This window comes from Georgenia alba (genome assembly GCF_042665525.1).
Taxonomy (GTDB): domain Bacteria; phylum Actinomycetota; class Actinomycetes; order Actinomycetales; family Actinomycetaceae; genus Allobogoriella; species Allobogoriella alba.
Genome location: NZ_JBHTCQ010000001.1, coordinates 1,975,858 through 1,996,719, shown reverse-complemented (window position 1 = coordinate 1,996,719; position 20,862 = coordinate 1,975,858). Strand labels below are relative to the sequence as shown.

The following is a 20,862-nucleotide window of genomic DNA, read 5'->3' as shown; positions in this document are numbered from 1 at the left end:
CGTCCTCGACACTACCTCTGCTCAGCCGATGAGGACGCCCGCGATCGCGGCGGACATGAGATTGCCGAGCGTGCCCGCGGCCACCGCCCGGATCCCGAGCTTGGCGATGACGCCGCGTTGGCTCGGGGCGATCCCGCCGAGGCCCCCGAGGAGGATGGCGAGCGAGCCGAGGTTGGCGAACCCGGTGAGGGCGAAGGTCACGACGGCCTGGGTCTTGGCGGTGAACTCCGCGGCCTGCGGGGCGAAGTCCGCGAAGGCGACGAACTCGTTGAGGATGACCTTCTGGCCCAGGAAGCTGCCGGCCTGGACCGCCTCGTGCCAGGGCACCCCGACCGCCGACATGATCGGCGCGAAGACGTAGCCGATGATCTGCTCGACGGACAGCTCCGGCTGCCCGAAGAGGCCACCGACGGCACCGAGTGCGAGGTTGGCGAGCGCGATGAGGGAGACGAAGGCGAGCAGCATGGCGCCGACGTTCAGGGCGAGGGCCAGCCCGTCCGAAGCACCCCTGGACGCGGCGTCGATGACGTTGACCGGGCCGTCGTCCTCCGCGGCCTCGTCGTCCTCGTCGGCGCGCGACGGCGGGCGGTCGGCGGGCTCCGGCTCGCCACGATCCGTGCCGAGCTCGGCACGGCGGACCAGCTCGTCGCGCGCGGCCTGGGTGTTGCCGCGCCGCGCGCCGCGGCGGAGCACGGCGGCCGCCCGCCGCCCGAGACTCCCCCGCCCCTCGGAACCGTCGCGCTGCTCCCCGGCCGGCGCCTCGCCGTCGCGCTGCTCCCCCGCCGGCGCATCGCCGTCGGACCGCGCGACGTCGCCCCCTCCCGGGGCTGCCGGGTCCGGCTCGCCGCCGCGCAGGTCGGCGAGCGCCCCGGCCGGGACGATCATCTTGGCCATGAGGAGCCCGGCCGGCGCCGCCATGAAGCTCGCCGCGATGAGGTACTCCAGGCTCGCCCCCATCTGGGAGTAGCCGGCCAGCACGGAGCCCGCCACGGTCGTGAGCCCGCCGCACATGACGGCGAAGATCTCCGACGGGCTCATGTGCTTGATGTAGGGCCGGATGACCAGTGGCGCCTCGGTCTGCCCGACGAAGATGTTCGCGGCCGCGTTCATGGACTCGGGGCTGGTGGTGCCGAGCGCCTTGGCGAGCCCGCCGCCGATCCACCGGGTGACAGCCTGCAGCACGCCGAGGTAGTACAGGACTGCGGTCAACGAGGCGAAGAAGACGATGACGGGCAGCACCTGGAAGGCGAAGACGGAGCCGTCCTCGGGCAGGATGCCGCCGAAGAGGAAGTCGATGCCGGCGGCCGAGGCGTCGATGACGCCCTGCACGCCGGCGGACACGGCGGTGAGCACGCGCCGGCCGGCAGGCACGTAGAGCACGAGCACGCCGAACAGGACCTGGATGAGCAGCGCGAGGGCCACGGTGCGCACGCTGATCCGGCGGCGGTCCACGGACAGCAACCAGGCGATGACGAGGACGAGGGCCATCCCGCCCATCCCCCACAGCACGTCGAGCACGTCTCCCCCTCGGTCGTTCGGGCGGTGCCGCACCGTGCAGCCTGGCACAGCGGACCGTGGACGGGCGAACGAGGCCGGCCCCGACCGATCGGTCCCGTCGCACCCGACGACGTCCTAGAGCAGGCGGCGCACGCCCGGTATCGCGCGGACCAGTGCCGCGGCGGCCCAGCTGAGCATGATGCTGACGGGCAGCGCGATGGCGAACTTCGCGGCCGGCGTCGCGCCCAGACCCTCCAGTGCGGCCACCACACCGACGATGATCGGCGCGTGCAGGATGTACACGGCCAGCGCGTTGGCGGACAGGAATCTCGCCAACGGTCCGGTGACGTCGACGAACCGCTGGAAGAACCGCAGGAGGACGAGGATCACCCCGGTGGCGAAGAGGGCGTCCCAGAGGGCGAAGCCGAGCTGGGAGAGGGCCGCCGGCGGTGGCATCGACTCGCTGAGCACCTCGTGCCCGCCGAGCACCATGGGCACCAGGGAGACCGCCACCAGCAACCAGCCGAGCAGCCCGGTCCGCGGGCCGAGGCATGCGATCCACCCCTGGCGGAAGGCGCAGATGCCGACCACGAACAGGGTGAGGTACTGGGGAAGGTAGAACAGGCTCGGCAGCTCGAGCACCTCCTCGCCGTAGGGCACCACCATGCGCCACAGCCAGGTGACGACACCCAGCCCGACGGCGAACGCCGGCACCAGCAGGGGATGCACTGGTCGCCCGGCCGCTTGCCGGTCCGTGGCCGGTCGTGCGCCGATCGCCGCGTACGCGAGCGCGAAGACCAGCAGCAGCGCGAGGAACCAGGCGATCCCGGGATCGAGCTCGGTGACGTAGAAGCGCCAGTACGGCGGCCGGTCCGCCGCCGGGATGCCCAGGTAGATCGGCAAGGTGAACAGCGGGCGGAGCAGCACGTACGAGATCACGAACGGGGCACCGAGCCGCAACGTGCGGTCCGCCGCGAAGCGCGCCCGTCCTTTGCGGTCCAGCGAGCGTGGGCTGACGTACCCGGACAGCAGGAAGAAGAGCCCCATGAAGAACGTCTGGTTCAGCATCGCCACCAGGTCCAGCAGTGACGTGAAGCCGTCCGGCTCGGGCTGCTGCGGCCCGTTCGGCCACCCGCCGATGTCGCCGTACGCGAAGACCACGTGGTGCACCACTACGAGGAAGGTCAGGTAGACGCGAAGGTTGTCGACGAAGTGGAGGCGCGTCGTGACCGGCGCTGCGACCGAGGCGGCGCTCATCGCGCCCGCTCAGCCCGGGTCGCATGGTCGAACATATCGACCACCTCCTCGATGAAGGCGGCGGCGTCGAGGTCCGGGTGGTCGAGGAGCTCGAAGACGAACCCGTCGATCACGCGCCGCACCGCGATCGCCATCACGTGCACGTCGAAGCCGCGGAACTCGCCGGCCTCCTGCCCGCCTCGACAGATCGACTCGATCGGCGCGCGCAGCTTCGCCGACCACGCGGGGCCGAAGATGCGACGGCCCTCGCCGTCGCGATGGTTGCCGATGATCTGGACGAGAGCCTGCAAAGCGCGCGGGTGCGCAGCGATGTAGGTCAGGTTGCTCCGCAGGTAGGTGCTCAGCAGGTCCCAGGCACCGGCGTCGTCCGGCAGCCTGTCGAACCACTCGCGCGCGGCATACGCCTCGCCGCGTGCAAGGACGTCGTGCACGACCTCTTCGATCAGCTCCGCCTTGCCCACGAAGTGGTAGGAGACGACCCCCTTGCTCACACCCGCACGTTCGGCGATCCGGCTCAGCGACGCTCCGCCGTAGCCCAGCTCGCAGACCACCTCGATCGCGCACTCGATGAGCTGTGCCCGCCGCGCCTGCTCGATGAAGCTTCGATGTGCCTCGGGCCGACGCCGCTGACCGGTCGACCCGGAATCTGACCGCATGGTCAGATATTAGCCTCAGCGGACAGAACCTGGATAGTGCCCGAGTCGGTCTGCCTGCTCAGGCCGGGTCGAGGACGACGGCGGGGCGCGCGCGGCCGCGGTCGTCCGTCAGCAACGCCACCACGTGCCCGTCGGGAGCGAGCGCGGCCACCGTCCGCTGCTCGCCCCCGGTCGGCCGGAGCGGTTTGCCGACGCGGATGGCGGCCGTCTCGTCCGCGTCGAGGTGACGCACGGGAAACGCCGCCCGGGACGCGTCGGTCAGCGACGTCACCGGCAGGCCCCGAGGCTCTGCGGCAGCGGCGTCGGCCTCGACGGCGGCGACGAGGGTGTCCAAGGTCCGTGCGTCCTCGAGCCCGAAGGGGCCCACCCGGGTGCGTCGCAGGGCGATGAGGTGCCCGCCGGTGCCGAGTGACGCACCGAGATCGCGCGCGAGCGCCCGGACGTAGGTGCCCGAGGAGCACCCGACGACGACGTCGAGGTCCACCACGGTGGTGCCGTCCACCGCGCGGACCACCGGGTCGGCGGTCGTCTCGAAGCGGCGGACGGTGACGGGCCGCGCGGCGAGCGCGACGTCCTCGCCGGCGCGGACCCGCGCGTAGGAGCGCCTGCCGTCGATCTTGATCGCCGAGACGGCGCTGGGCACCTGCTCGATCGGGCCCCGCAGCGCGGCCATCGCCTCCTCGAGCCGGTCCTTCTGGGCGCTGCCCGTCTCCCCCAGCAGGCCGTCGGCGCCGGCAGCCTCGGTGACCTCGCCGTCGGCGTCGTCCGTGACCGTCCGCTGGCCGAGCCGCACCGTGGCGGTGTACTCCTTGTCGGCACCGACCAGGTAGGTCAGCAACCGGGTCGCACGTCCGACCCCGAGCACGAGGACGCCGGTGGCCATCGGGTCCAGCGTCCCGGCGTGCCCGACCTTCTTGGTGGCCGCGAGTCGCCGGGTGCGCGCGACGACGTCGTGGCTGGTCCAGCCCTGGGGCTTGTCGACGACGACGAGGCCGTCGGCGGCCGTGACGGCGCCGCGCGGGACGTTCACCGCTCCTGGGTCGCCTCGCCGTCGGCCGGCTCGTCGGCGAGTTCGTCAGGCTCGTCCTCGGCGGGCCGCTTGTACGGGTCGACGTCACCCGCGTAGCTCGCGCCGGCACCCAGCGCCGCGAGCTCGGCGTCCCGCTCGCGCGCCGTGCGCAGCGCCTCCTCCAGGCTCGCGGCGGTCTCCGGCAGCGCGTCGGGGACGAACTCGAGCGTCGGGGTCAGGCGGACGCCGGTCTGCTTGCCGACCTCGGACCGGATGAGTCCCCTGGCGGACTCCAGCGCCGCGGCGGACCCGGCCCGCTCCTCGTCGCTGCCGTAGACCGTGTAGAAGACCGTGGCGTGCTGCAGGTCGCCCGTCACGCGCACGTCGGTGACCGTGACGAACCCGAGCCGCGGGTCCTTGATCCGCGTGTCGAGCATGCGCGCCACGACCTGCTGGATGCGCTCGGCCAACCTCCGAGCCCGGGGTGCGTCAGCCATTCGTCTCTCCCTACTCGTTACCGAGGTCGTCGCGGGCGGCGGCGAGGCGCCGCCAGGCGTCCGGCCCCTTGGGCTCGATGGCGATGCGATCGGCGGGTCCCAGGAGGTCCCTGCCGGAGTGTCGCCAGACCCAACCAGCCTGGCGACGCCCGACAGGGACCTCCCTTACGGGACCGAGGATCACTCGCGCGGCTTCTCCCGCATCTCGAAGGTCTCGATCGTGTCGCCCTCGGCGATGTCGATGCCCTTGCCGAGGCCGATGCCGCACTCGAAGCCCTCGCGGACCTCGGTGACGTCGTCCTTCTCGCGCCGCAGCGAGGTGATCGTGATGTTGTCCTCGACCACGACGCCGTCGCGCACCAGGCGGGCCTGGGCGTTCCGGCGGATGATCCCGGACCGCACGATCGAGCCGGCGATGTTGCCGACCTTCGAGGAGCGGAAGATCTGGCGGATCTCCGCGGAGCCCAGCTGGACCTCCTCGAACTCCGGCTTGAGCATGCCCTTCAGGGCGTTCTCCACGTCGTCGATCGCGTCGTAGATCACCGAGTAGAACTTCAGGTCCACGCCCTCGCGGTCGGCCATCTCGGCGACCCGCTCGGCGGGGCGCACGTTGAAGCCGATGATCACCGCGTTGTCGACGGTGGCGAGGTTGACGTCGTTCTGCGTGATCGCACCGACACCGCGGTGGATGATCCGCAGCGCGACCTCGGCGCCCACGTCGATCTTGAGCAGGGCGTCCTCGAGCGCCTCGACGGCACCGGAGACGTCACCCTTGAGGATGAGGTTGAGGTTCTCGACCTTGCCCTCCTCCAGGGCCTGGGTGAAGTCCTCGAGGCTGACGCGCTTGCGGCGCTTGGCCAGCGTGGCGGCACGCTCGGCGGCCTCCCGCTTGTCGGCGATCTGCCGAGCCGTGCGGTCGTCGGGCGCCGCGAGGAAGGTGTCACCCGCCCGCGGGACCGACTGCAGACCGAGGACCTGCACCGGACGCGCCGGGCCCGCCTCGTCGATCGTCGCGCCGTGCTCGTCGAACATCGCGCGCACACGGCCGTGGGCGGTGCCCGCGACGATGGCGTCACCGACGTGCAGCGTGCCGGACTGGACCAGCACGGTCGCGACGGCGCCGCGGCCCTTGTCGAGGTTCGCCTCGATGGCCACACCACGGGCGTCCTTGTCGGGGTTCGCCCGCAGCTCGAGGGCGGCGTCGGCGGTGAGCAGGACGGCCTCGAGCAGGTCGTCCATGCCCATCCGCTGCAGCGCCGAGACGTCGACGAACAGGGTGTCGCCGCCGTACTCCTCGGCCACCAGGTTGTACTCGGTCAGCTGCTGGCGGATCTTGGCGGGGTTGGCCCCCTCCTTGTCCACCTTGTTGACGGCGACCACGATCGGCACGTTGGCGGCCTGCGCGTGGTTCAGCGCCTCGATCGTCTGCGGCATGACACCGTCGTCCGCGGCCACCACGAGGATCGCGATGTCCGTGACGTCGGCACCACGGGCACGCATGGCGGTGAACGCCTCGTGGCCCGGGGTGTCGATGAAGGTGATCTTCCGCTCGGCACCGTCGTGCTCGGCGGAGACCTGGTACGCACCGATGTGCTGGGTGATGCCGCCGTGCTCGCCGGCGACCACGTCCGTGGACCGGATCGCGTCCAGCAGCTTCGTCTTTCCGTGGTCGACGTGACCCATGACGGTGACGACCGGCGGGCGCGGGGCGAGCTCCTCGTCCGACTCCGCGGCCTCCTCGGCCGCGAGGTCGATGTCGAAGCTCTCCAGGAGCTCGCGGTCCTCGTCCTCCGGGGACACGATCTTCACGACGTAGCCCAGCTCGGCGCCGAGGGCCTGGAAGGTGTCCTCGTCGAGCGACTGGGTCGCCGTGGCCATCTCACCCAGGTGGAACAGGACGGTCACGAGTGCCGCCGGGTTCGCGTCGATCCGCTCGGCGAAGTCGGCCAGCGAGGCACCGGCACGGATGCGCACCTCGGTGCTGCCGTCACCACGCGGGACCTGCACACCGCCCAGGCTCGGCGCCGACTGCTGCTCGAACTCCTGCCGCTTCGCGCGCTTCGACTTCCGCCCGCGCGCCGGCTTGCCACCGGGACGGCCGAACGCGCCCTGCGTGCCGCCGCGGCCTCCGCGACCGCGACCGCCGCCGCCCGGACGGCCACCGAAGCCGCCGCCGGGACCACCCGGGCCGCCGGGACCGCCGCCGGGACGACCGCGCCGCTCGCCGCGCGCCGGGGCGCCGGGACGGCCGACCGCGCTCTGGCCGGGCATCATGTTCGGGTTCGGGCGCTGCCCGCCCGGACGCGGTCCGGGACGCGGGCCGGCACCCGTGCGCTGACCGCCACCCTGGCCGCCGCCACGCTGGCCACCGCCCGGACGCGGCATGCCCTGCGACGTCGCGAACGGGTTGTTCCCCGGACGCGGCGCGCCCGGGCGCGGGCCACCGGAGCCGCCCGGACGCGGCATGCCCTGCGACGTCGCGAACGGGTTGTTCCCCGGACGCGGCGCCCCGGGCTTCGGACCCGGACGGTCGGAAGCCGGGCCGGGCCGGCCGGGCTGCGCAGGCTTCGGGCGCGGGCTCGGCCGGGCATCGGTCGAGGCCGCCGCGGGAGCCGACGGCTCGGCCTCCTCTGCTGCCGGCGCGGCCTGCTCGGGAGCGGCGGGCTTCGCCTGCTCGTCCGGCTGGGCAGCAGCCTCCGCCGGAGCGGCCTGCTCGACCGGCGCGGTCGGCTCGGCGGGTGACGGGGCCTCCACCTCGGGAGCCGGCTCCGCCTTGGGAGCCGCCTTCGCCGCGGGCTTGGCGCCGGTTGCCTTGCTCTTCTTCTTGGTGGTGTCCTCCGCGGGCGCGGCGGGGAACGCTTCGCGCAGCCGTCGGATGACGGGGGCCTCGATGGTCGACGACGCCGACTTCACGAACTCACCCTGCTCGCGCAGCTTGGCGAGCACCGTCTTGCTGTCGACGCCGAGCTCTTTCGCGAGCTCGTGGACGCGGACCTTTGCCACAACTCTCCTGTCTCGGCCCATCCCGAGACAGGGACAGACCGTGCTAGTGCTGGCAGCTCATCGCTGGGTACTCATCGGGTGCCCATCGGCTTCCAACCCGCCTTCTCGGTCGATGTCACACGGGCGTGCATGACGTCCGGAGACTTTACAGATATTTGCCCGTCGAACCACGCCGCCACGGCGTCGGTGTCCACCGGGCGCGCTGCTCGCAGCGCCCGGCCGATCGCTCGGCGTCGTAGGGCGAGGTCCAGGCACTCCCGGCTCGGGTGGAGCCAGGCGCCTCGTCCCGGTGCCCGTTTGCCCGGGTCGACCTCCACGCGGGACGTGGCATCGACCAGGACCAGTCGGACCAGGACGGACCTCGGAGCGCGCCTCCGGCATCCGGTGCAGGTCCTCACCGGGCCCGTGGGCGTGGGTGGATCGCTGCGTGGTGTCATGGATTCCGGGCGCGTGCCCACCGGACACTCTACCCCGGCGCGCCTGCCGTACGCTCACCCGGCTCCGCCTCGGAGCCTGTGATCTGGGACGCGGGGCCCTCGGTGTCGGCATGGATGTCGATCCGCCACCCCGTCAGCCGTGCCGCCAGCCGGGCGTTCTGTCCCTCCTTGCCGATGGCGAGGGAGAGCTGGAAGTCCGGGACGACGACCCGGGCCGCGTGCGCCTCGGCATCGATCACCTCCACGCTGGAGACCTTGGCCGGGGACAGGGCGTTGGCCACGAACGTGGCCGGATCCTCGGAGTGGTCGACGATGTCGATCTTCTCGCCGTCCAGCTCGGCCATCACGGCCCGCACCCGCTGCCCCATCGGTCCGATGCACGCGCCCTTGGCGTTGAGACCCGGGACCGTGGCACGCACCGCCATCTTGGTGCGGTGCCCGGCCTCCCGGGCCAGCGCGACGATCTCCACGGAGCCGTCCGCGACCTCGGGAACCTCGAGCGCGAAGAGCTTCTTGACGAGGTTGGGATGGGTCCGCGAGAGAGTGACCGAGGGGCCCTTCGAGCCGCGGCTGACGTCCACCACGTAGGCGCGCAGCCGGTCGCCGTGGGCGTAGGTCTCGGTCGGCACCTGCTCGTGCGAGGGGAGCACGGCCTCCATGTCGCCGACGTCCACCAGGACGACTCGCGGGTCCCGGCCCTGCTGGACGATGCCGGAGAGGATCTCCCCGGCCTTGTCCCGGTAGTTGCCCATGACCTGCTCGTCCTCGGCGTCGCGCAGGCGCTGGACGATGACCGAGCGGGCGGTGGCGGTGGCGATGCGGCCGAAACCGGACGGCGTGTCGTCGAACTCGCCGACGGCGTTGCCCTCCTCGTCGACCTCGGTGGCGTAGACGGTGACGCGGCCGGTGCGCTGGTCGACCTCGACGCGGGCCTGCTCCACCGCGCCGGGGGTGCGGTGGTAGGCGAGGAGGAGGGCCTCCTCGATCGCGCGGACCAGCACCTCGAGGCTGATGCCCCGCTCGCTCTCGATCAGACGGAGAGCCGTCATGTCGATGTCCATGGGCCCTCTCATGCCTCCTCGGGTCGGGACAGCTCGATCTCGACGCGGGCGCTCGAGACGGTGTCGTAGGTCAGCTCCCGGCGGGTGCCGTCGACGTCGAGCACGAGGCCCGACTCGTCCGCCTCTCGCAGGCGGCCCGTGACGTCCTTGCCGTCCGTCGTGCGCAGCCGCAGGAGCCGTCCGACGGCGCGGCGGAAGTGCCTGGGCTCGCTGAGCGGCCGGTCGGCGCCTGGGGTGGAGACCTCGAGGGTGTAGGCACCCTCGACGAGGTCGACGTCGTCGAGGACGCGGGAGATGTCGCGCGAGACCTCGGCGAGGCGGTCCGAGTCCACCCCGCCGGGCCCGTCCGGCAGGTCGACGACGGCACGCACGACCTTCCGGCGGCCGGCCGCGGCGACGGTGACGTCCTCCAGGAGCAGGCCGGCGGCGTCGACGACCGGACCGACGGCGCCACGGAGGCGGTCGTGCAGCTCGGTGGGGCGGGGCCGGGTCATGGTGGCGTCACTCCTTCGCATGGTCAGAGGCTGACTCTACCGATCCGGCCGACCCGTCGGGCACGCCGACCTGGCGTGCCGCCGTGGCAGGATCGTCGTCGATGATCGCCCACCCGACACCGCCGGCCGGAGGTAGGCCGACGCCCGGTCGCGCCGTCCCTCGTCGTCCCGCGGTGCGGTGCCTCGTCGCCACGGTCCTGTGCGTCCTGGTGCTGGCCGGATGCGGGCTGCGTCTCGACACGCCTCCGCCGGAGGCTCCGACGCCCGGACCGGCCGAGGAGCTGCGCCAGGAGACCGCGGCGAGCAGCGCGCGGCTCGCCGCGACGGTGGCCGCGCTGACGGAACGCTCGGAACCGCAGGACGGCGGCCCGGCGCTGGAGCGGGTCGCGGCGGAGGCCGAGGCGCACCTCGACGCGCTCGGCGGGGTGTGGGAGGCGTGGCCCGACGGCGCCCCGGAGGGCGCGACGCCACCGGAGCCGGCAGCGACCGCGCCGGTGGCCGACGCCGCCCCGGGTGACGTGCTCGAGCTCCTCACCACCGGGGCGACGCAGGCACGTGAGGCCGCGCTGGCCGCACCGGACGAGGATCTTGCCGCGCTGCTGGGGTCGATCTCCCTGGCACGTGCCCGGGCGGCCGCGGACCTTGCGGCGGCGCTGGACGCCCCTCCCGCCGAACCGCCCGCGGCGCCGATGTCACCGGAGACGCTGCTCGAGCGCGGCGTCGATGGGCCGACCGTCCGTGTGCTGGACCAGGCGCGCTACGCCTACGAGACGGTCGCCGCCCGGACCGACGGGAGCAGCCGGGAATCGGCGGAGAGTCGTGTCGCCCAGCTCCAGGCGCTCGTCGACACCGCGATCGGTGCGGGCGCACCGGACGAGCGCGCCGGGGTGTACGGGCTGCCCGGCGCGGACGAGGAGGCGGGGCTGAGCGCCCAGCAGTCCGCCGTCGTCGATGCGGAGACGCGGCTCCTCGAGCACTGGCTCTTCAGCCTGGGCCGCGCCGACGCCGAGGTGCGTGGTGCGTTGCTCGACGCGGCCGCCGACTCCGCGGCACGGGTGCGCGCCTGGGGCGGCTCGCCCCCGGCCCTTCCGGGCCTGCCGGAGGGTTGAGCCGGCTCCCGGCGCGCCTCGTCCCTCGCCCCACCGTCCGCTCGCGCTCGTCACCCCTCCAGCCTGATGGTCGGGCCTCCTCGCACTCCGCTCCCGGCGCGCCTCGTCCCTCGCCCCACCGTCCGCTCGCGCTCGTCAGCCCTCCAGCCTGATGGTCGGGCCTCCTCGCACTCCGCTCCCGGCGCGCCTCGTCCCTCGCCCCACCGTCCGCTCGCGCTCGTCAGCCCTCCAGAGCCGCGTCGACGAGCTCGCGGACTCGGTCCACGGCCAGGTCGGGCGCGATCTCCTCGCGCTCCCCTGTGCGCCTCGTGCGGATCTCGACGACGCCGTCGGCCAGGCCGCGGCCGACGACCAGGCCGAGCGGGACGCCGATGAGCTCCGCGTCCGCGAACTTCACCCCGGCGCTGACCCGGGCGCGGTCGTCGAGCAGCACCTCGACGCCGGCCGCCTCGAGCTCGCGGGCCAGCCGCTCGGCGGTGGCGAAGATCTCCTCGCCCTTCCCCGCGGCCATGATGTGCACATGGGCCGGGGCGACGTTCATCGGCCAGCTCAGGCCCTTGTCGTCGTTGTTGTACTCGGCGATGGCCGCGACCGCGCGCGTGATGCCGATGCCGTAGGAGCCCATCGTGACGACGACGGACTTGCCGTTCTCGTCGAGCACACGCAGGTCGAGCGCCTCGGCGAACTTCCGCCCGAGCGCGAAGACGTGGCCCATCTCGATGCCGCGAGCGGTCTCGAGCACGCCGTCGCCGTTGGGGCACGGGTCGCCGGGCCAGACCTCGGCCACCTCGGTCGTGCCGTCCCCGGTGAAGTCCCGGCCGGCGACGAGGTCGAGGACGTGCCTGCCCGGCTCGTCCGCACCGGTCACCCATCGGGTTCCCTCGACGACCCGCGGGTCGAGCAGGTACCTGATCTTCGCGGGCTTGTCCTCCCCGAGCGCGCCGGGGCCGATGTACCCCTTGGCCAGGCCCGGGTGCGCGGCGAAGTCCTCGTCCGTGAACGGGGCGAAGGTGGCCGGGTAGAAGGCCGCCTCCATTCGCTTGGCGTCCACCTCACGGTCACCCGGGACGCCGACCGCGACGGGCTCGCGGGTGCCGTCGGGATGGGTGAGCACGAACAGGACGTTCTTGAGGGTGTCACTCGCCGTCCAGGACCCCTCCGCGCGGGGGAAGCGCGCGTTGAGGTGCTCGACGAGCGTCTCGATCGTGGGCGTCCCCGGCGTGTCCTCCGCGTGTGCGGCTGGTGCGTCGTCGTAGGGGACGGGGGGCGGGACGAAGGCCCGGGCGGCCTCGACGTTGGCCGTGTAGCCGCATGCCTTGCACTCGACGTAGGTGTCCTCGCCGATGGGTGACTTGGCGAGGAACTCCTCGGACTTCGACCCGCCCATGGCGCCGGAGTGGGCGGAGACGATGACGTACTCGAAGCCGAGCCGGTCGAAGATGCGCTGGTACGCACCGCGCTGCCTGGCGTAGCTGGCGTCGAGGCCCTCGTCGTCGACGTCGAAGGAGTAGGCGTCCTTCATGATGAACTCGCGGCCACGGAGCAGGCCGGCGCGCGGCCGCGCCTCGTCGCGGTACTTGGTCTGGATCTGGTAGAGCGCGAGCGGCAGGTCCTTGTACGAGGAGTACAGGTCCTTCACCAGGAGGGTGAACATCTCCTCGTGGGTCGGGGCGAGGAGGTAGTCGTCCTTCTTGCGGTCCGTGAGGCGGAAGATCCCGTCGCCGTACTCCGTCCAGCGGCCGGAGATCTCGTAGGGCTCCTTGGGCAGCAGCGCCGGGAAGTGCACCTCCTGCGCACCGATCGCGTCCATCTCCTCGCGCACGATCTGCTCGACCTTGCCGAGCACCTTCAGCCCCAGCGGCAGCCACGTGTAGATGCCCGGCGCGGCGCGGCGGATGTAACCCGCCCGCACGAGGAGGCGGTGGCTGGCCACCTCGGCGTCGACGGGGTCCTCGCGGAGGGTACGGACGAACAGGGACGACATCTTCATGAGCACGCGGGCAAGAGTAGTTGGTCCGCAGCTGCTGGCCGCTCCGGAGCGGGCCGGCCTAGAGATCCTCCGGCGCGGTGATGCCCACGGTCCACCGGTCCGACGGCTCCGCGGCGGCATGGTGCGTGCAGACGTCGACCTTGCCACCCACGGGCGCCCGGCCGCCGCAGTAGTAGCCGTAGGACTGGTAGGCGGAGTCCTCGGGCGCCGCCTGGAAGAGCCGGTCGCAGGCCATCGGGTCACCGGCCTCGCAGTCGTCCCAGAGAGTATCGAGGACGGCGTCGTCGCCGTAGGTGTACAGCTCGTTCGAGGTCTCCTGGCCCAGCTCGACGGCGCACGACGCGGCCGTCCGGTCGGTGACTCGGTCACCACAACTCATCGCGAAGGCCGCGTACTCGGATGTCCACGCGGCCTCCTCGGCCAGGCTGTCGCAGGCCTCGCCGACGCCGTCGTCGCACGCGTCCCACATGGCATCGAGCGATGCCTCGTCGCCGTACGAGCTCGGTCCGCCCATCCGGACGATGCACGGGACGCGGACGTGGCCCTCTTCGGGCTCGAAGCGATCGCCGCACGTGAGCCCGAAGGTCTCGTCCTCGGTGTGCGGGTCGGCCTCCCAGTAGAGACGCTCGCACGCCTCCCCGCTGCCCCCTGCGCAATCACTGCGGAGCCTCTCCAGCTCCGCGTCACCTCCACCACCGTGGCTCAGCTCCGTCGTCGGGCTCGGATCCTGGCTCTCGAACTCGGCCGGAGGATCGTCTGCCTCGCTCCCGCATGCCGACACGACGAGGACCAGGGCCACTATCACGGGCGCCAGAAGGCGCCGGACCACAGATACCACGATTCCCCCATTTCGCCTGTTCTCATGATTCGTCACTCGTGAGTCGGTCGCCGTCACGCAGAAGTTGCACCGCCTCGTCACCACGGTGACCGGTACGTCGACATCGGGTGCCGCCCGGGTGCGTCCGTGCTGGACCTAGTCGGTCACGACGAACCGGTGCACCGTCTCCAGCTCGGTGCCGTCCGGGGCCCGGGCACGCAGCACGACCTCCGCCTGCCCGGCGCTCCGCGCCGTCAACGCGACCTCGTCGGAGTCGACGACGTGCTCCCCGGTCGGCAGGGTCCACACCCATGACTCCGGCCCGGCGACAGTCGCCCGGAAGACGGCCTCCTCGCCCACCGCTGTCCGCGCCGGCCCCTCGATCGCGATCGAGGCGTCGCCGCTCCGGGCCACCGGCCGGTCCAGCCACGTCGTCGCGAGATAGCCGCCCAGTGCTCCCAGCACGAGGGCGAGGAGCGCCGTGAGCGCGATGGCGCCCCTCCGGGGTGGCCGGCCCGCCCTGCGGCCGGGCAGCCTCCCCGGCGGGTACGGCTCCAGGGACGCCTCGACGTCGGCGAGCCAGGCACGCACGTCGCGATGTCTGTCCGCCGGGTCCTCGGCCGTGCTCCGGCGCAGCGCGGCCATGAGCGACGGCGGCAGATCGGCGCCCTCGCACATCCAGAGCACCAGCGTGGACAGCGACCACAGGTCGGCCCGGGTGTCCACCACCGCCGGGCCACCGCTCTGCTCCGGCGGACGGAAACCGGACGTGCCGCCGGCGACGGTGAGACCCGAGCTGAGGGCCAGGTCCTTGCACATGCCCAGGTCGGCGACCACGAGCCGCTCGCCCGCCCGCACGACGGCGGAGCCCTCGGTCGAGAGTCCGTCGGCCTCACCCGCCGCCACGGTGGTGAGCAGGACGTTGCCGGGGCTCAGGTCCCGGTGCACGATCCGGGCGTCGTGGACGGCCTCGAGGGCCGCGGCCAGGGCCCGCGCGACGACGAGCACGTCACCGGGGGTGGCGGTCCAGCCCCGGGAGCGGAGGGCCGAGACGCGGTCGGCGAGCGTGCCCCGGTCGGCGTGCTCGAGAACCAGGAACGGCTGCTGCCGGTCCGTCTCGCCGAGGTCGTGCACCGTGATGACGTGCGGGCTCCGGACCCGGCGCAGGCTCCGGCCCTCGGCGATGAACCGTTCCCGGATCTCCGGGTTCAGGCTGTGGTTCTCGGCGAGCACCTTCACCACCACGGTGCCGTCGAGCCGTTCGTCGACGGCGCGGTGCACGGTGGCGAACGAGCCCACCCCGATGACGTCCTCGAGGCGGTAGCGGCCCAGGCGCGTCACCGCCACTCCTCGCCCGCCACGCCGGCGCCGGTCCCGCCGATCGCCGCGGCGAGCAGGGCACGCCCGCGCGCCACCTGGGACTTCACGGTGCCGAGACTGCGGCCCAGACGCTCCGCGACGTCGGCGTAGGGCAGGCCCTCCAGGTCACGCAGCGTGACCGGCTCGCGGTACAGGTCGGGCAGTGAGGCGACCGCCTCCCGCACGGTGGCCCGCGTCGCGATCATCGAGCTGATCCGCTCGGACGGCCCCAGGTCGTCGGCCGGCAGGGGTGCGGTGGCGCGCTGACGCCGCAGGTGGTCGACGACGCGGTTGCGCACGATCCGGTGCACCCACGTGGTCACCTTGGACCCGCCGCGAAACGACCCGATCGACCCGGCGACGGAGATGAGGGCATCCTGCGCGACGTCGTCGACCGCGGCCTCGTCGAGGAGGGCGCCGCGCACGAACCGCTTGACCACCCCCGAGGAGTCGAGCTGCTCGAGAAGAAGCTCGGTCGCCAGTGCTGATCCCCGGGCCGCGTCGGAGGCGAGGCGACCCAGGACGTCGTCGGCGTCCCCGGCGGGCGCCTCTCGGACGAGGCGCCGAGCCGAGTCCGGGTCCGGGGCTGCGAGTGCACGCCCCAGGTCCTCGAGACCGTCCGGCATTCGTCCCCCTCGCCGCCCGCCGAGCAGCGGGCCGAGCCTTCCACTCGTGGCGGATGGTAGCGCGCCCGGCCAGGCGGGCGTGCCAGGTCCGGGGCCTGACGGCGCACCGAGGCGGCTACCGGCGAACGGTGAGAATGACCCGGGTGCCGGCGTCCATGGTCGGCGTCACGAGCTCGAGCGGCGGGTCCGGGGTGAGGGTGAACCGGCTCTCGCCGCCGTCGAGGTCGATGCCGCCGCCCGGGTTCGGCACCACCAGGTCCTGGTCGGTCTCCAGCTCGATGTCCTCCACCGAGACGTCGGTGGCGGTGAAGGTGACCGTGCCGGAGACGGTCTCCACCTGGAACGTGGCGCCGTCGGAGAGCTCCACCGTTGTGTGCTCGGGCTCGGGCTGCTCCCTGCTCCAACCGGTCCAGTCACGCACTTCGACGCTGACCTCGACGGGGTCGGGCTCGGGCTCGGCCGAACAGGCGGCGAGTCCGATCAGGACAGCGAGCAGCGGGAGGACATGACGGACGCCGGGACGCGAGTCGTGGCTCATGTCGCCTTCAACGCACCGGCGCGCCGGGCGTTCCGTCCGCCGGCGGGAAGAACTCCCCATCCCCTCGGTGCGTGGCAGCATGAGCCTGTGCCCGAGATGCCCGAGGTCGAGGGACTCGCGCAGTTCCTGCGCGAGCGCGCGGTCGGCCGCGCCCTCACCGGCGTCGAGGTCGGCGCGATCAGCGCGTTGAAGACCTTCTCCCCTGCCCCGACGGACCTGGTGGGCCGCGCCGTGGCGGCTGTCGCGCGGCACGGCAAGTGGCTCGACCTCGCGACCGGCGACGACGGGCCCCACCTGGTCTTCCATCTCGCCAAGGCGGGTTGGCTGCGCTGGTACGACGCCGTCCCGGCGGCGATGCTCCGGCCCGGCAAGAGCCCGATCGCGCTACGCGTCCGGCTGGACGACGACAGCGGCTTCGACCTGACGGAGGCCGGAACCAGGAAGCGCCTCGCCGTGCACGTCGTGACCCGGCCCGAGGAGGTCCGGGCGATCGAGACGCTCGGCATCGAGCCCGAGGAGCTGACGGCGCAGAAGCTGGGTGAGCTGCTGACGGCGAAGAACCAGCAAATCAAGGGCCTGCTGCGCGACCAGTCCGTGATCGCGGGGATCGGGAACGCCTACTCCGACGAGATCCTGCACGCCGCCCGGATGAGCCCCTTCGCGCTCACCAGGTCGTTCGACGCCGCGGCGACCGAGCGCCTCCTCGAGGCGATCGGCGCCGTGCTGTCCGCCGCCGTCGACGAGGCGGCCGGGAAGCCGGCCAAGGAGCTGAAGGACTCGAAGCGTCGCAGCATGAAGGTGCACGGCCGCACCGGCGAGCCCTGCCCGGTCTGCGGTGACATCGTGCGGGAGGTGTCGTTCGCCGACTCCTCGCTGCAGTACTGCCCGACGTGCCAGACCGAGGGCAAGATCCTGGCCGACCGGCGCATGTCGAAGCTCCTGCGCTGACGCTACGGACTCAGAAGAGAACTGTCGCGTACGTGCCGACGCGGTGGAAGCCCACCCGGCGGTAGGTGGCCATGGCGGCGGTGTTGTAGCTGTTGACGTACAGCGAGACGGTGGGCGCGAGCCGGGCCCGCACGTCCTCGACGACGGCGGCCATGCCGCTGCTGCCCAGGCCCCGGCCGCGGTGCTCCGGGTGGACCCACACGCCCTGGATCTGGGCGACCCCGAGCGCCAGCGCTCCGACGTCGGCCTTGAAGATCACCTCGGGACCGTCGCCGGTGTCCTCGACGCGCACGTACGTGCGCCCCGCCACCGCGAGCTCGGCGACGCGCGCGGCGTAGGCGCCCCCGACCGTCGTCGGGTCGTAGCCGACCTCCTCGGTGAACATGGCGACCGAGGCCGGCACGACGATCTCGACGTCCTCGACGGTGGCGAGCCGCACGCGGGGGTCGGTCGCACTCGCCGGACCGTGGTCGATCACCATCGACGGCTGGTCGGCCCGGACCTCGCGCGGGCGTGACCACACCGGGGAGAGCCGGTTCCACAGCGGCAGCACCTGTTCGGCAGGTCCGACGATCGAGGAGCACCGCCGACCGCGCTTGCGCACGTGGTCGACAAGGTGGTCCAGGTGCCGCTCCCGGACCTGCACGGGGACGAGGTTCGCGCCGGCCCAGCACAGCGCCTCCGGCCGGGCGGCGTCGGTGCCGTAGATGCCCAGCATCTCGGTGCCGCCGGCGCCCCGCTCCCCGAGCCGCTCCGCCTGCACGGCCGCCACGACCGAACCGACCGGGTCGAGCGCGCACACCGCGAGCGCCGCGTCGCGGTCACGACCGTCCAGCGGACGGACCGCTGCCGAGGACCGGCGCCACAACGCCACGGGGACTCTCAGCCGACGGTGACGACGGGGCTCGAGGAGGCGCCGGCACCGTCTCCCTCACCATCGAGGTCCATCTCGGCGGCGATCCGGTTGGCCTCCTCGATCAGGGTCTCGACGATCTGGTCCTCGGGGACGGTCTTGATGACCTCGCCCTTGACGAAGATCTGCCCCTTGCCGTTGCCGGAGGCGACTCCGAGGTCGGCCTCGCGCGCCTCACCCGGTCCGTTGACCACGCAGCCCATGACGGCGACCCGCAGCGGCACGGTCATGCCCTCCAGTCCCGCCGTCACGGAGTCCGCGAGCTCGTACACGTCGACCTGCGCGCGTCCGCACGAGGGGCAGGAGACGATCTCCAGCTTGCGCGGGCGCAGGTTCAGGGACTCCAGGATCTGGGCGCCGACCTTGACCTCCTCGGCCGGCGGGGCGGAGAGCGAGACCCGGATGGTGTCGCCGATGCCCTTGCTGAGCAGCGCCCCGAACGCGGTCGCCGACTTGATGGTGCCCTGGAACGCCGGCCCCGCCTCGGTGACTCCGAGGTGCAGGGGCCAGTCGCCCCGCTCGCTGAGCAGCTCGTACGCCTGCACCATGACGACCGGGTCGTGGTGCTTGACCGAGATCTTGAAGTCGTGGAAGTCGTGCTCCTCGAAGAGGGAGGCCTCCCAGACGGCCGACTCGACGAGCGCCTCGGCGGTGGGCTTGCCGTACTTCTCCAGCAGCCGCTTGTCCAGCGACCCGGCGTTGACGCCGATCCGCAGCGACACACCCGCGTCGGAGGCCGCCTTGGCGATCTCTCCGACCTGGTCGTCGAACTTCCGGATGTTGCCCGGGTTCACCCGGACACCGCCGCAGCCCGCCTCGATGGCCGCGAAGACGTACCGCGGCTGGAAGTGGATGTCGGCGATCACCGGGATCTGGGACTTCTTGGCGATGATCGGCAGCGCCTCGGCGTCCTTGTCCGTCGGGCACGCCACCCGGACGATGTCGCAGCCCGAGGCCGTGAGCTCGGCGATCTGCTGCAGCGTCGCGTTGATGTCGTGGGTCTTGGTGGTGGTCATCGACTGCACCGAGACGGGCGCGTCGCCACCGACCTCGACGGCGCCGACCCGGATCTTCCGCGTCTTCCGGCGCGGCGCGAGAACCGGGGGCGCCTCCTTGACGGTCGGCATGCCGAGAGAGATGGGGCTGCTCACCCGGCCAGTGTAGGCCGGTCCCCGCGACGAGGGCCGACGACGTGAGGACCGCCACGCGGACCGGCAGGCCCGCGACCGGACGTCTCCGGCACCCCCGTTCCCCCGGAGTCCGAGGGCCTCAACCGCCCAGGCTCACCGGACGCACGATGTCCGCGTACGCCAGCAGCAGGCTCATGCCGAGCATGACCGCGACCACGCCGTACGTGACGGGCAGCAGCTTGGCGGTGTCCACCGGGCCGGGGTCGGGCGCGCTGCGCCACCGGGCGAACCGACGGCGGGTGCCCTCCCACAGCGCACCGGCGATGTGCCCGCCGTCGAGCGGCAGCAGCGGGATGAGGTTGAAGACGAAGAGCGCCATGTTCAGCGAGATCAGCAGGCTCGTCATGTCGGCGGTCCGCTCGGCCAGGCCGTAGCCCTGCCCCTCGAGCGAGGCGATCTCGCCCGCGAACCGGCCGACACCCACGAGGCCGACCACGGACCCGTCCCGCTCACCCGTGCCGAACGCAGCCTGCGCGACGTCGACCAGCCGCTGCGGAAGCGTCAGCACGATCTCCCCGGTCCGCACGAACAGGTCCCAGACCATCCCCGGGACCTCGGTGACGGGCTGCCGGACGAGCTCGAAGGTGGGGCCGATCCCCACGTACGGGCGTTCCTCGGTCACCGGGTCGCCGGCGGCGTCCACGCGCGGCTGACCGTCGTCGTCCACCACCGGCCGCTCGGCCAGCGTGGGCGTCACGGTCAGGGTCTCCACCTCACCGTCGCGGCGCACCTCGACCTGCGTGGGTCCGGTCCCGCCGCCCTCGATCGCCGCCGAGACCTCCTCCCACGTCTCGACGGGTGTCCCGCCCCAGGACAGCACCTGGTCGCCGGGCTGCAGACCGGACTCCGCCCCGGGTGCCGCGGGGTCGGACGCCGCGCACTCGGTCGCCTGCGGGTCCTCGGGAACGCACTGCTGCACGTTGGCCAGCGTGGTCGTGTAGGCACCGACACCGAGGCCGACGGCGACCACGGCGAGCAGCACCGCCGAGATGACCAGGTTCATCAGCGGTCCGCCGAACATGACGACGAGCTTCTTCGGCACGCTCAGCCGGTAGAACGCGCGGTGCTCCTCCCCCGGCCCGATCTCCTCCAGGGCGGCCGCACGGGCCTCCTCGACCATCGTCGGGCGCCCGTCGCGCCGGGTCCGGACCCGCGCACCCGCGCGCGCCGGCGGGAACATCCCGACCAGCCGCACGTACCCGCCCAGGGGTAGCAGCTTGACGCCGTACTCGGTCCCGTTCACGGTCCTGGACCACAGGGTGGGCCCGAAGCCGACCATGTACTGCGGGACCTTGACCCCGAACCGCTTCGCAGGCACCAGGTGTCCGATCTCGTGCAGGGCGATCGAGACGATCAGCCCCACCACGAGGATGAGGACGCCCACAGCGAAGTCCACACGATCTCCTTCATCTCCGAGCGGCCGGCCGGGCCACGGCCTCCATCATGCCCGCCGGTGAGGCT

At 72.6% G+C, this 20,862-nt stretch carries 19 protein-coding genes; 2 read left to right on the top strand and 17 right to left on the bottom strand.

Features of this window, described 5'->3' with window-relative positions; all coding sequences use genetic code 11:
- Positions 1 to 21 precede the first annotated feature (21 nt).
- From ACFQQL_RS09250 to ACFQQL_RS09210, 9 genes are all read right to left on the bottom strand, one after another.
- Complete coding sequence (locus ACFQQL_RS09250; RefSeq protein ID WP_465254035.1) at positions 22 to 1,497, bottom strand: NupC/NupG family nucleoside CNT transporter; 1,476 nt, start codon at positions 1,495 to 1,497, stop codon at positions 22 to 24.
- Positions 1,498 to 1,632: 135 nt separating this feature from the next.
- A complete protein-coding gene (locus tag ACFQQL_RS09245; protein WP_382393482.1) occupies positions 1,633 to 2,754 on the bottom strand; it encodes an acyltransferase family protein in 1,122 nt (373 codons plus the stop codon).
- Positions 2,751 to 3,410 (bottom strand): TetR/AcrR family transcriptional regulator, encoded by a 660-nt coding sequence (locus ACFQQL_RS09240; RefSeq protein WP_382393480.1) that lies wholly within the window; start codon positions 3,408 to 3,410, stop codon positions 2,751 to 2,753. The genes ACFQQL_RS09245 and ACFQQL_RS09240 overlap by 4 nt, the downstream gene beginning before the upstream one ends.
- A gap of 58 nt (positions 3,411 to 3,468) precedes the next feature.
- Positions 3,469 to 4,440: a tRNA pseudouridine(55) synthase TruB gene (gene truB / locus ACFQQL_RS09235; protein ID WP_382393478.1), complete on the bottom strand. Its 972-nt coding sequence runs from the start codon at positions 4,438 to 4,440 to the stop codon at positions 3,469 to 3,471.
- Positions 4,437 to 4,916, bottom strand: coding sequence for a 30S ribosome-binding factor RbfA (rbfA, locus tag ACFQQL_RS09230; RefSeq protein ID WP_382393476.1), 480 nt, complete (start codon positions 4,914 to 4,916; stop codon positions 4,437 to 4,439). Before rbfA ends, truB begins: the two co-directional genes overlap by 4 nt.
- 180 nt (positions 4,917 to 5,096) lie before the next feature.
- Entirely contained in the window at positions 5,097 to 7,940 is a 2,844-nt protein-coding gene (infB, locus tag ACFQQL_RS09225; protein WP_465254002.1) for a translation initiation factor IF-2, read from the bottom strand.
- Positions 7,941 to 7,990: 50 nt separating this feature from the next.
- Positions 7,991 to 8,356: a YlxR family protein gene (locus tag ACFQQL_RS09220; RefSeq protein WP_382393472.1), complete on the bottom strand. Its 366-nt coding sequence runs from the start codon at positions 8,354 to 8,356 to the stop codon at positions 7,991 to 7,993.
- Between the two features lie 29 nt (positions 8,357 to 8,385).
- Positions 8,386 to 9,417 (bottom strand): transcription termination factor NusA, encoded by a 1,032-nt coding sequence (gene nusA, locus ACFQQL_RS09215; RefSeq protein ID WP_382393826.1) that lies wholly within the window; start codon positions 9,415 to 9,417, stop codon positions 8,386 to 8,388.
- A gap of 8 nt (positions 9,418 to 9,425) precedes the next feature.
- Positions 9,426 to 9,911, bottom strand: coding sequence for a ribosome maturation factor RimP (locus ACFQQL_RS09210; RefSeq protein ID WP_382393470.1), 486 nt, complete (start codon positions 9,909 to 9,911; stop codon positions 9,426 to 9,428).
- A gap of 83 nt (positions 9,912 to 9,994) precedes the next feature.
- Here ACFQQL_RS09210 and ACFQQL_RS09205 point away from each other — a divergent pair, with 83 nt between their 5' ends.
- A complete protein-coding gene (locus ACFQQL_RS09205; RefSeq protein WP_382393468.1) occupies positions 9,995 to 11,020 on the top strand; it encodes a DUF4439 domain-containing protein in 1,026 nt (341 codons plus the stop codon).
- 220 nt (positions 11,021 to 11,240) lie between these two features.
- Here the strand turns inward: ACFQQL_RS09205 and ACFQQL_RS09200 are convergent, their stop codons facing one another.
- The 5 genes from ACFQQL_RS09200 to ACFQQL_RS09180 form a co-directional block, all read right to left on the bottom strand.
- Positions 11,241 to 13,016, bottom strand: a complete 1,776-nt coding sequence (locus ACFQQL_RS09200; RefSeq protein ID WP_465254001.1) for a proline--tRNA ligase — start codon at positions 13,014 to 13,016, stop codon at positions 11,241 to 11,243.
- Positions 13,017 to 13,068: 52 nt separating this feature from the next.
- Entirely contained in the window at positions 13,069 to 13,524 is a 456-nt protein-coding gene (locus tag ACFQQL_RS09195) for a hypothetical protein (RefSeq protein WP_382393466.1), read from the bottom strand.
- A 459-nt stretch (positions 13,525 to 13,983) separates the two neighbouring features.
- Positions 13,984 to 15,168, bottom strand: a complete 1,185-nt coding sequence (locus ACFQQL_RS09190) for a serine/threonine-protein kinase (RefSeq protein ID WP_382393464.1) — start codon at positions 15,166 to 15,168, stop codon at positions 13,984 to 13,986.
- Complete coding sequence (locus ACFQQL_RS09185; RefSeq protein WP_382393462.1) at positions 15,165 to 15,812, bottom strand: RNA polymerase sigma factor; 648 nt, start codon at positions 15,810 to 15,812, stop codon at positions 15,165 to 15,167. Before ACFQQL_RS09185 ends, ACFQQL_RS09190 begins: the two co-directional genes overlap by 4 nt.
- Before the next feature lie 115 nt (positions 15,813 to 15,927).
- Positions 15,928 to 16,350, bottom strand: a complete 423-nt coding sequence (locus ACFQQL_RS09180) for a hypothetical protein (protein WP_382393460.1) — start codon at positions 16,348 to 16,350, stop codon at positions 15,928 to 15,930.
- Between the two features lie 87 nt (positions 16,351 to 16,437).
- Here ACFQQL_RS09180 and ACFQQL_RS09175 point away from each other — a divergent pair, with 87 nt between their 5' ends.
- Positions 16,438 to 17,298, top strand: coding sequence for an Fpg/Nei family DNA glycosylase (locus ACFQQL_RS09175; RefSeq protein WP_382393458.1), 861 nt, complete (start codon positions 16,438 to 16,440; stop codon positions 17,296 to 17,298).
- Between the two features lie 10 nt (positions 17,299 to 17,308).
- Here the strand turns inward: ACFQQL_RS09175 and ACFQQL_RS09170 are convergent, their stop codons facing one another.
- The 3 genes from ACFQQL_RS09170 to ACFQQL_RS09160 form a co-directional block, all read right to left on the bottom strand.
- Positions 17,309 to 18,172 (bottom strand): GNAT family N-acetyltransferase, encoded by an 864-nt coding sequence (locus tag ACFQQL_RS09170; protein WP_382393456.1) that lies wholly within the window; start codon positions 18,170 to 18,172, stop codon positions 17,309 to 17,311.
- Positions 18,173 to 18,180: 8 nt separating this feature from the next.
- Complete coding sequence (ispG, locus tag ACFQQL_RS09165; protein ID WP_382393822.1) at positions 18,181 to 19,338, bottom strand: flavodoxin-dependent (E)-4-hydroxy-3-methylbut-2-enyl-diphosphate synthase; 1,158 nt, start codon at positions 19,336 to 19,338, stop codon at positions 18,181 to 18,183.
- Positions 19,339 to 19,480: 142 nt separating this feature from the next.
- Entirely contained in the window at positions 19,481 to 20,797 is a 1,317-nt protein-coding gene (locus ACFQQL_RS09160) for a M50 family metallopeptidase (RefSeq protein WP_382393454.1), read from the bottom strand.
- Between the last annotated feature and the right edge of the window lie 65 nt (positions 20,798 to 20,862).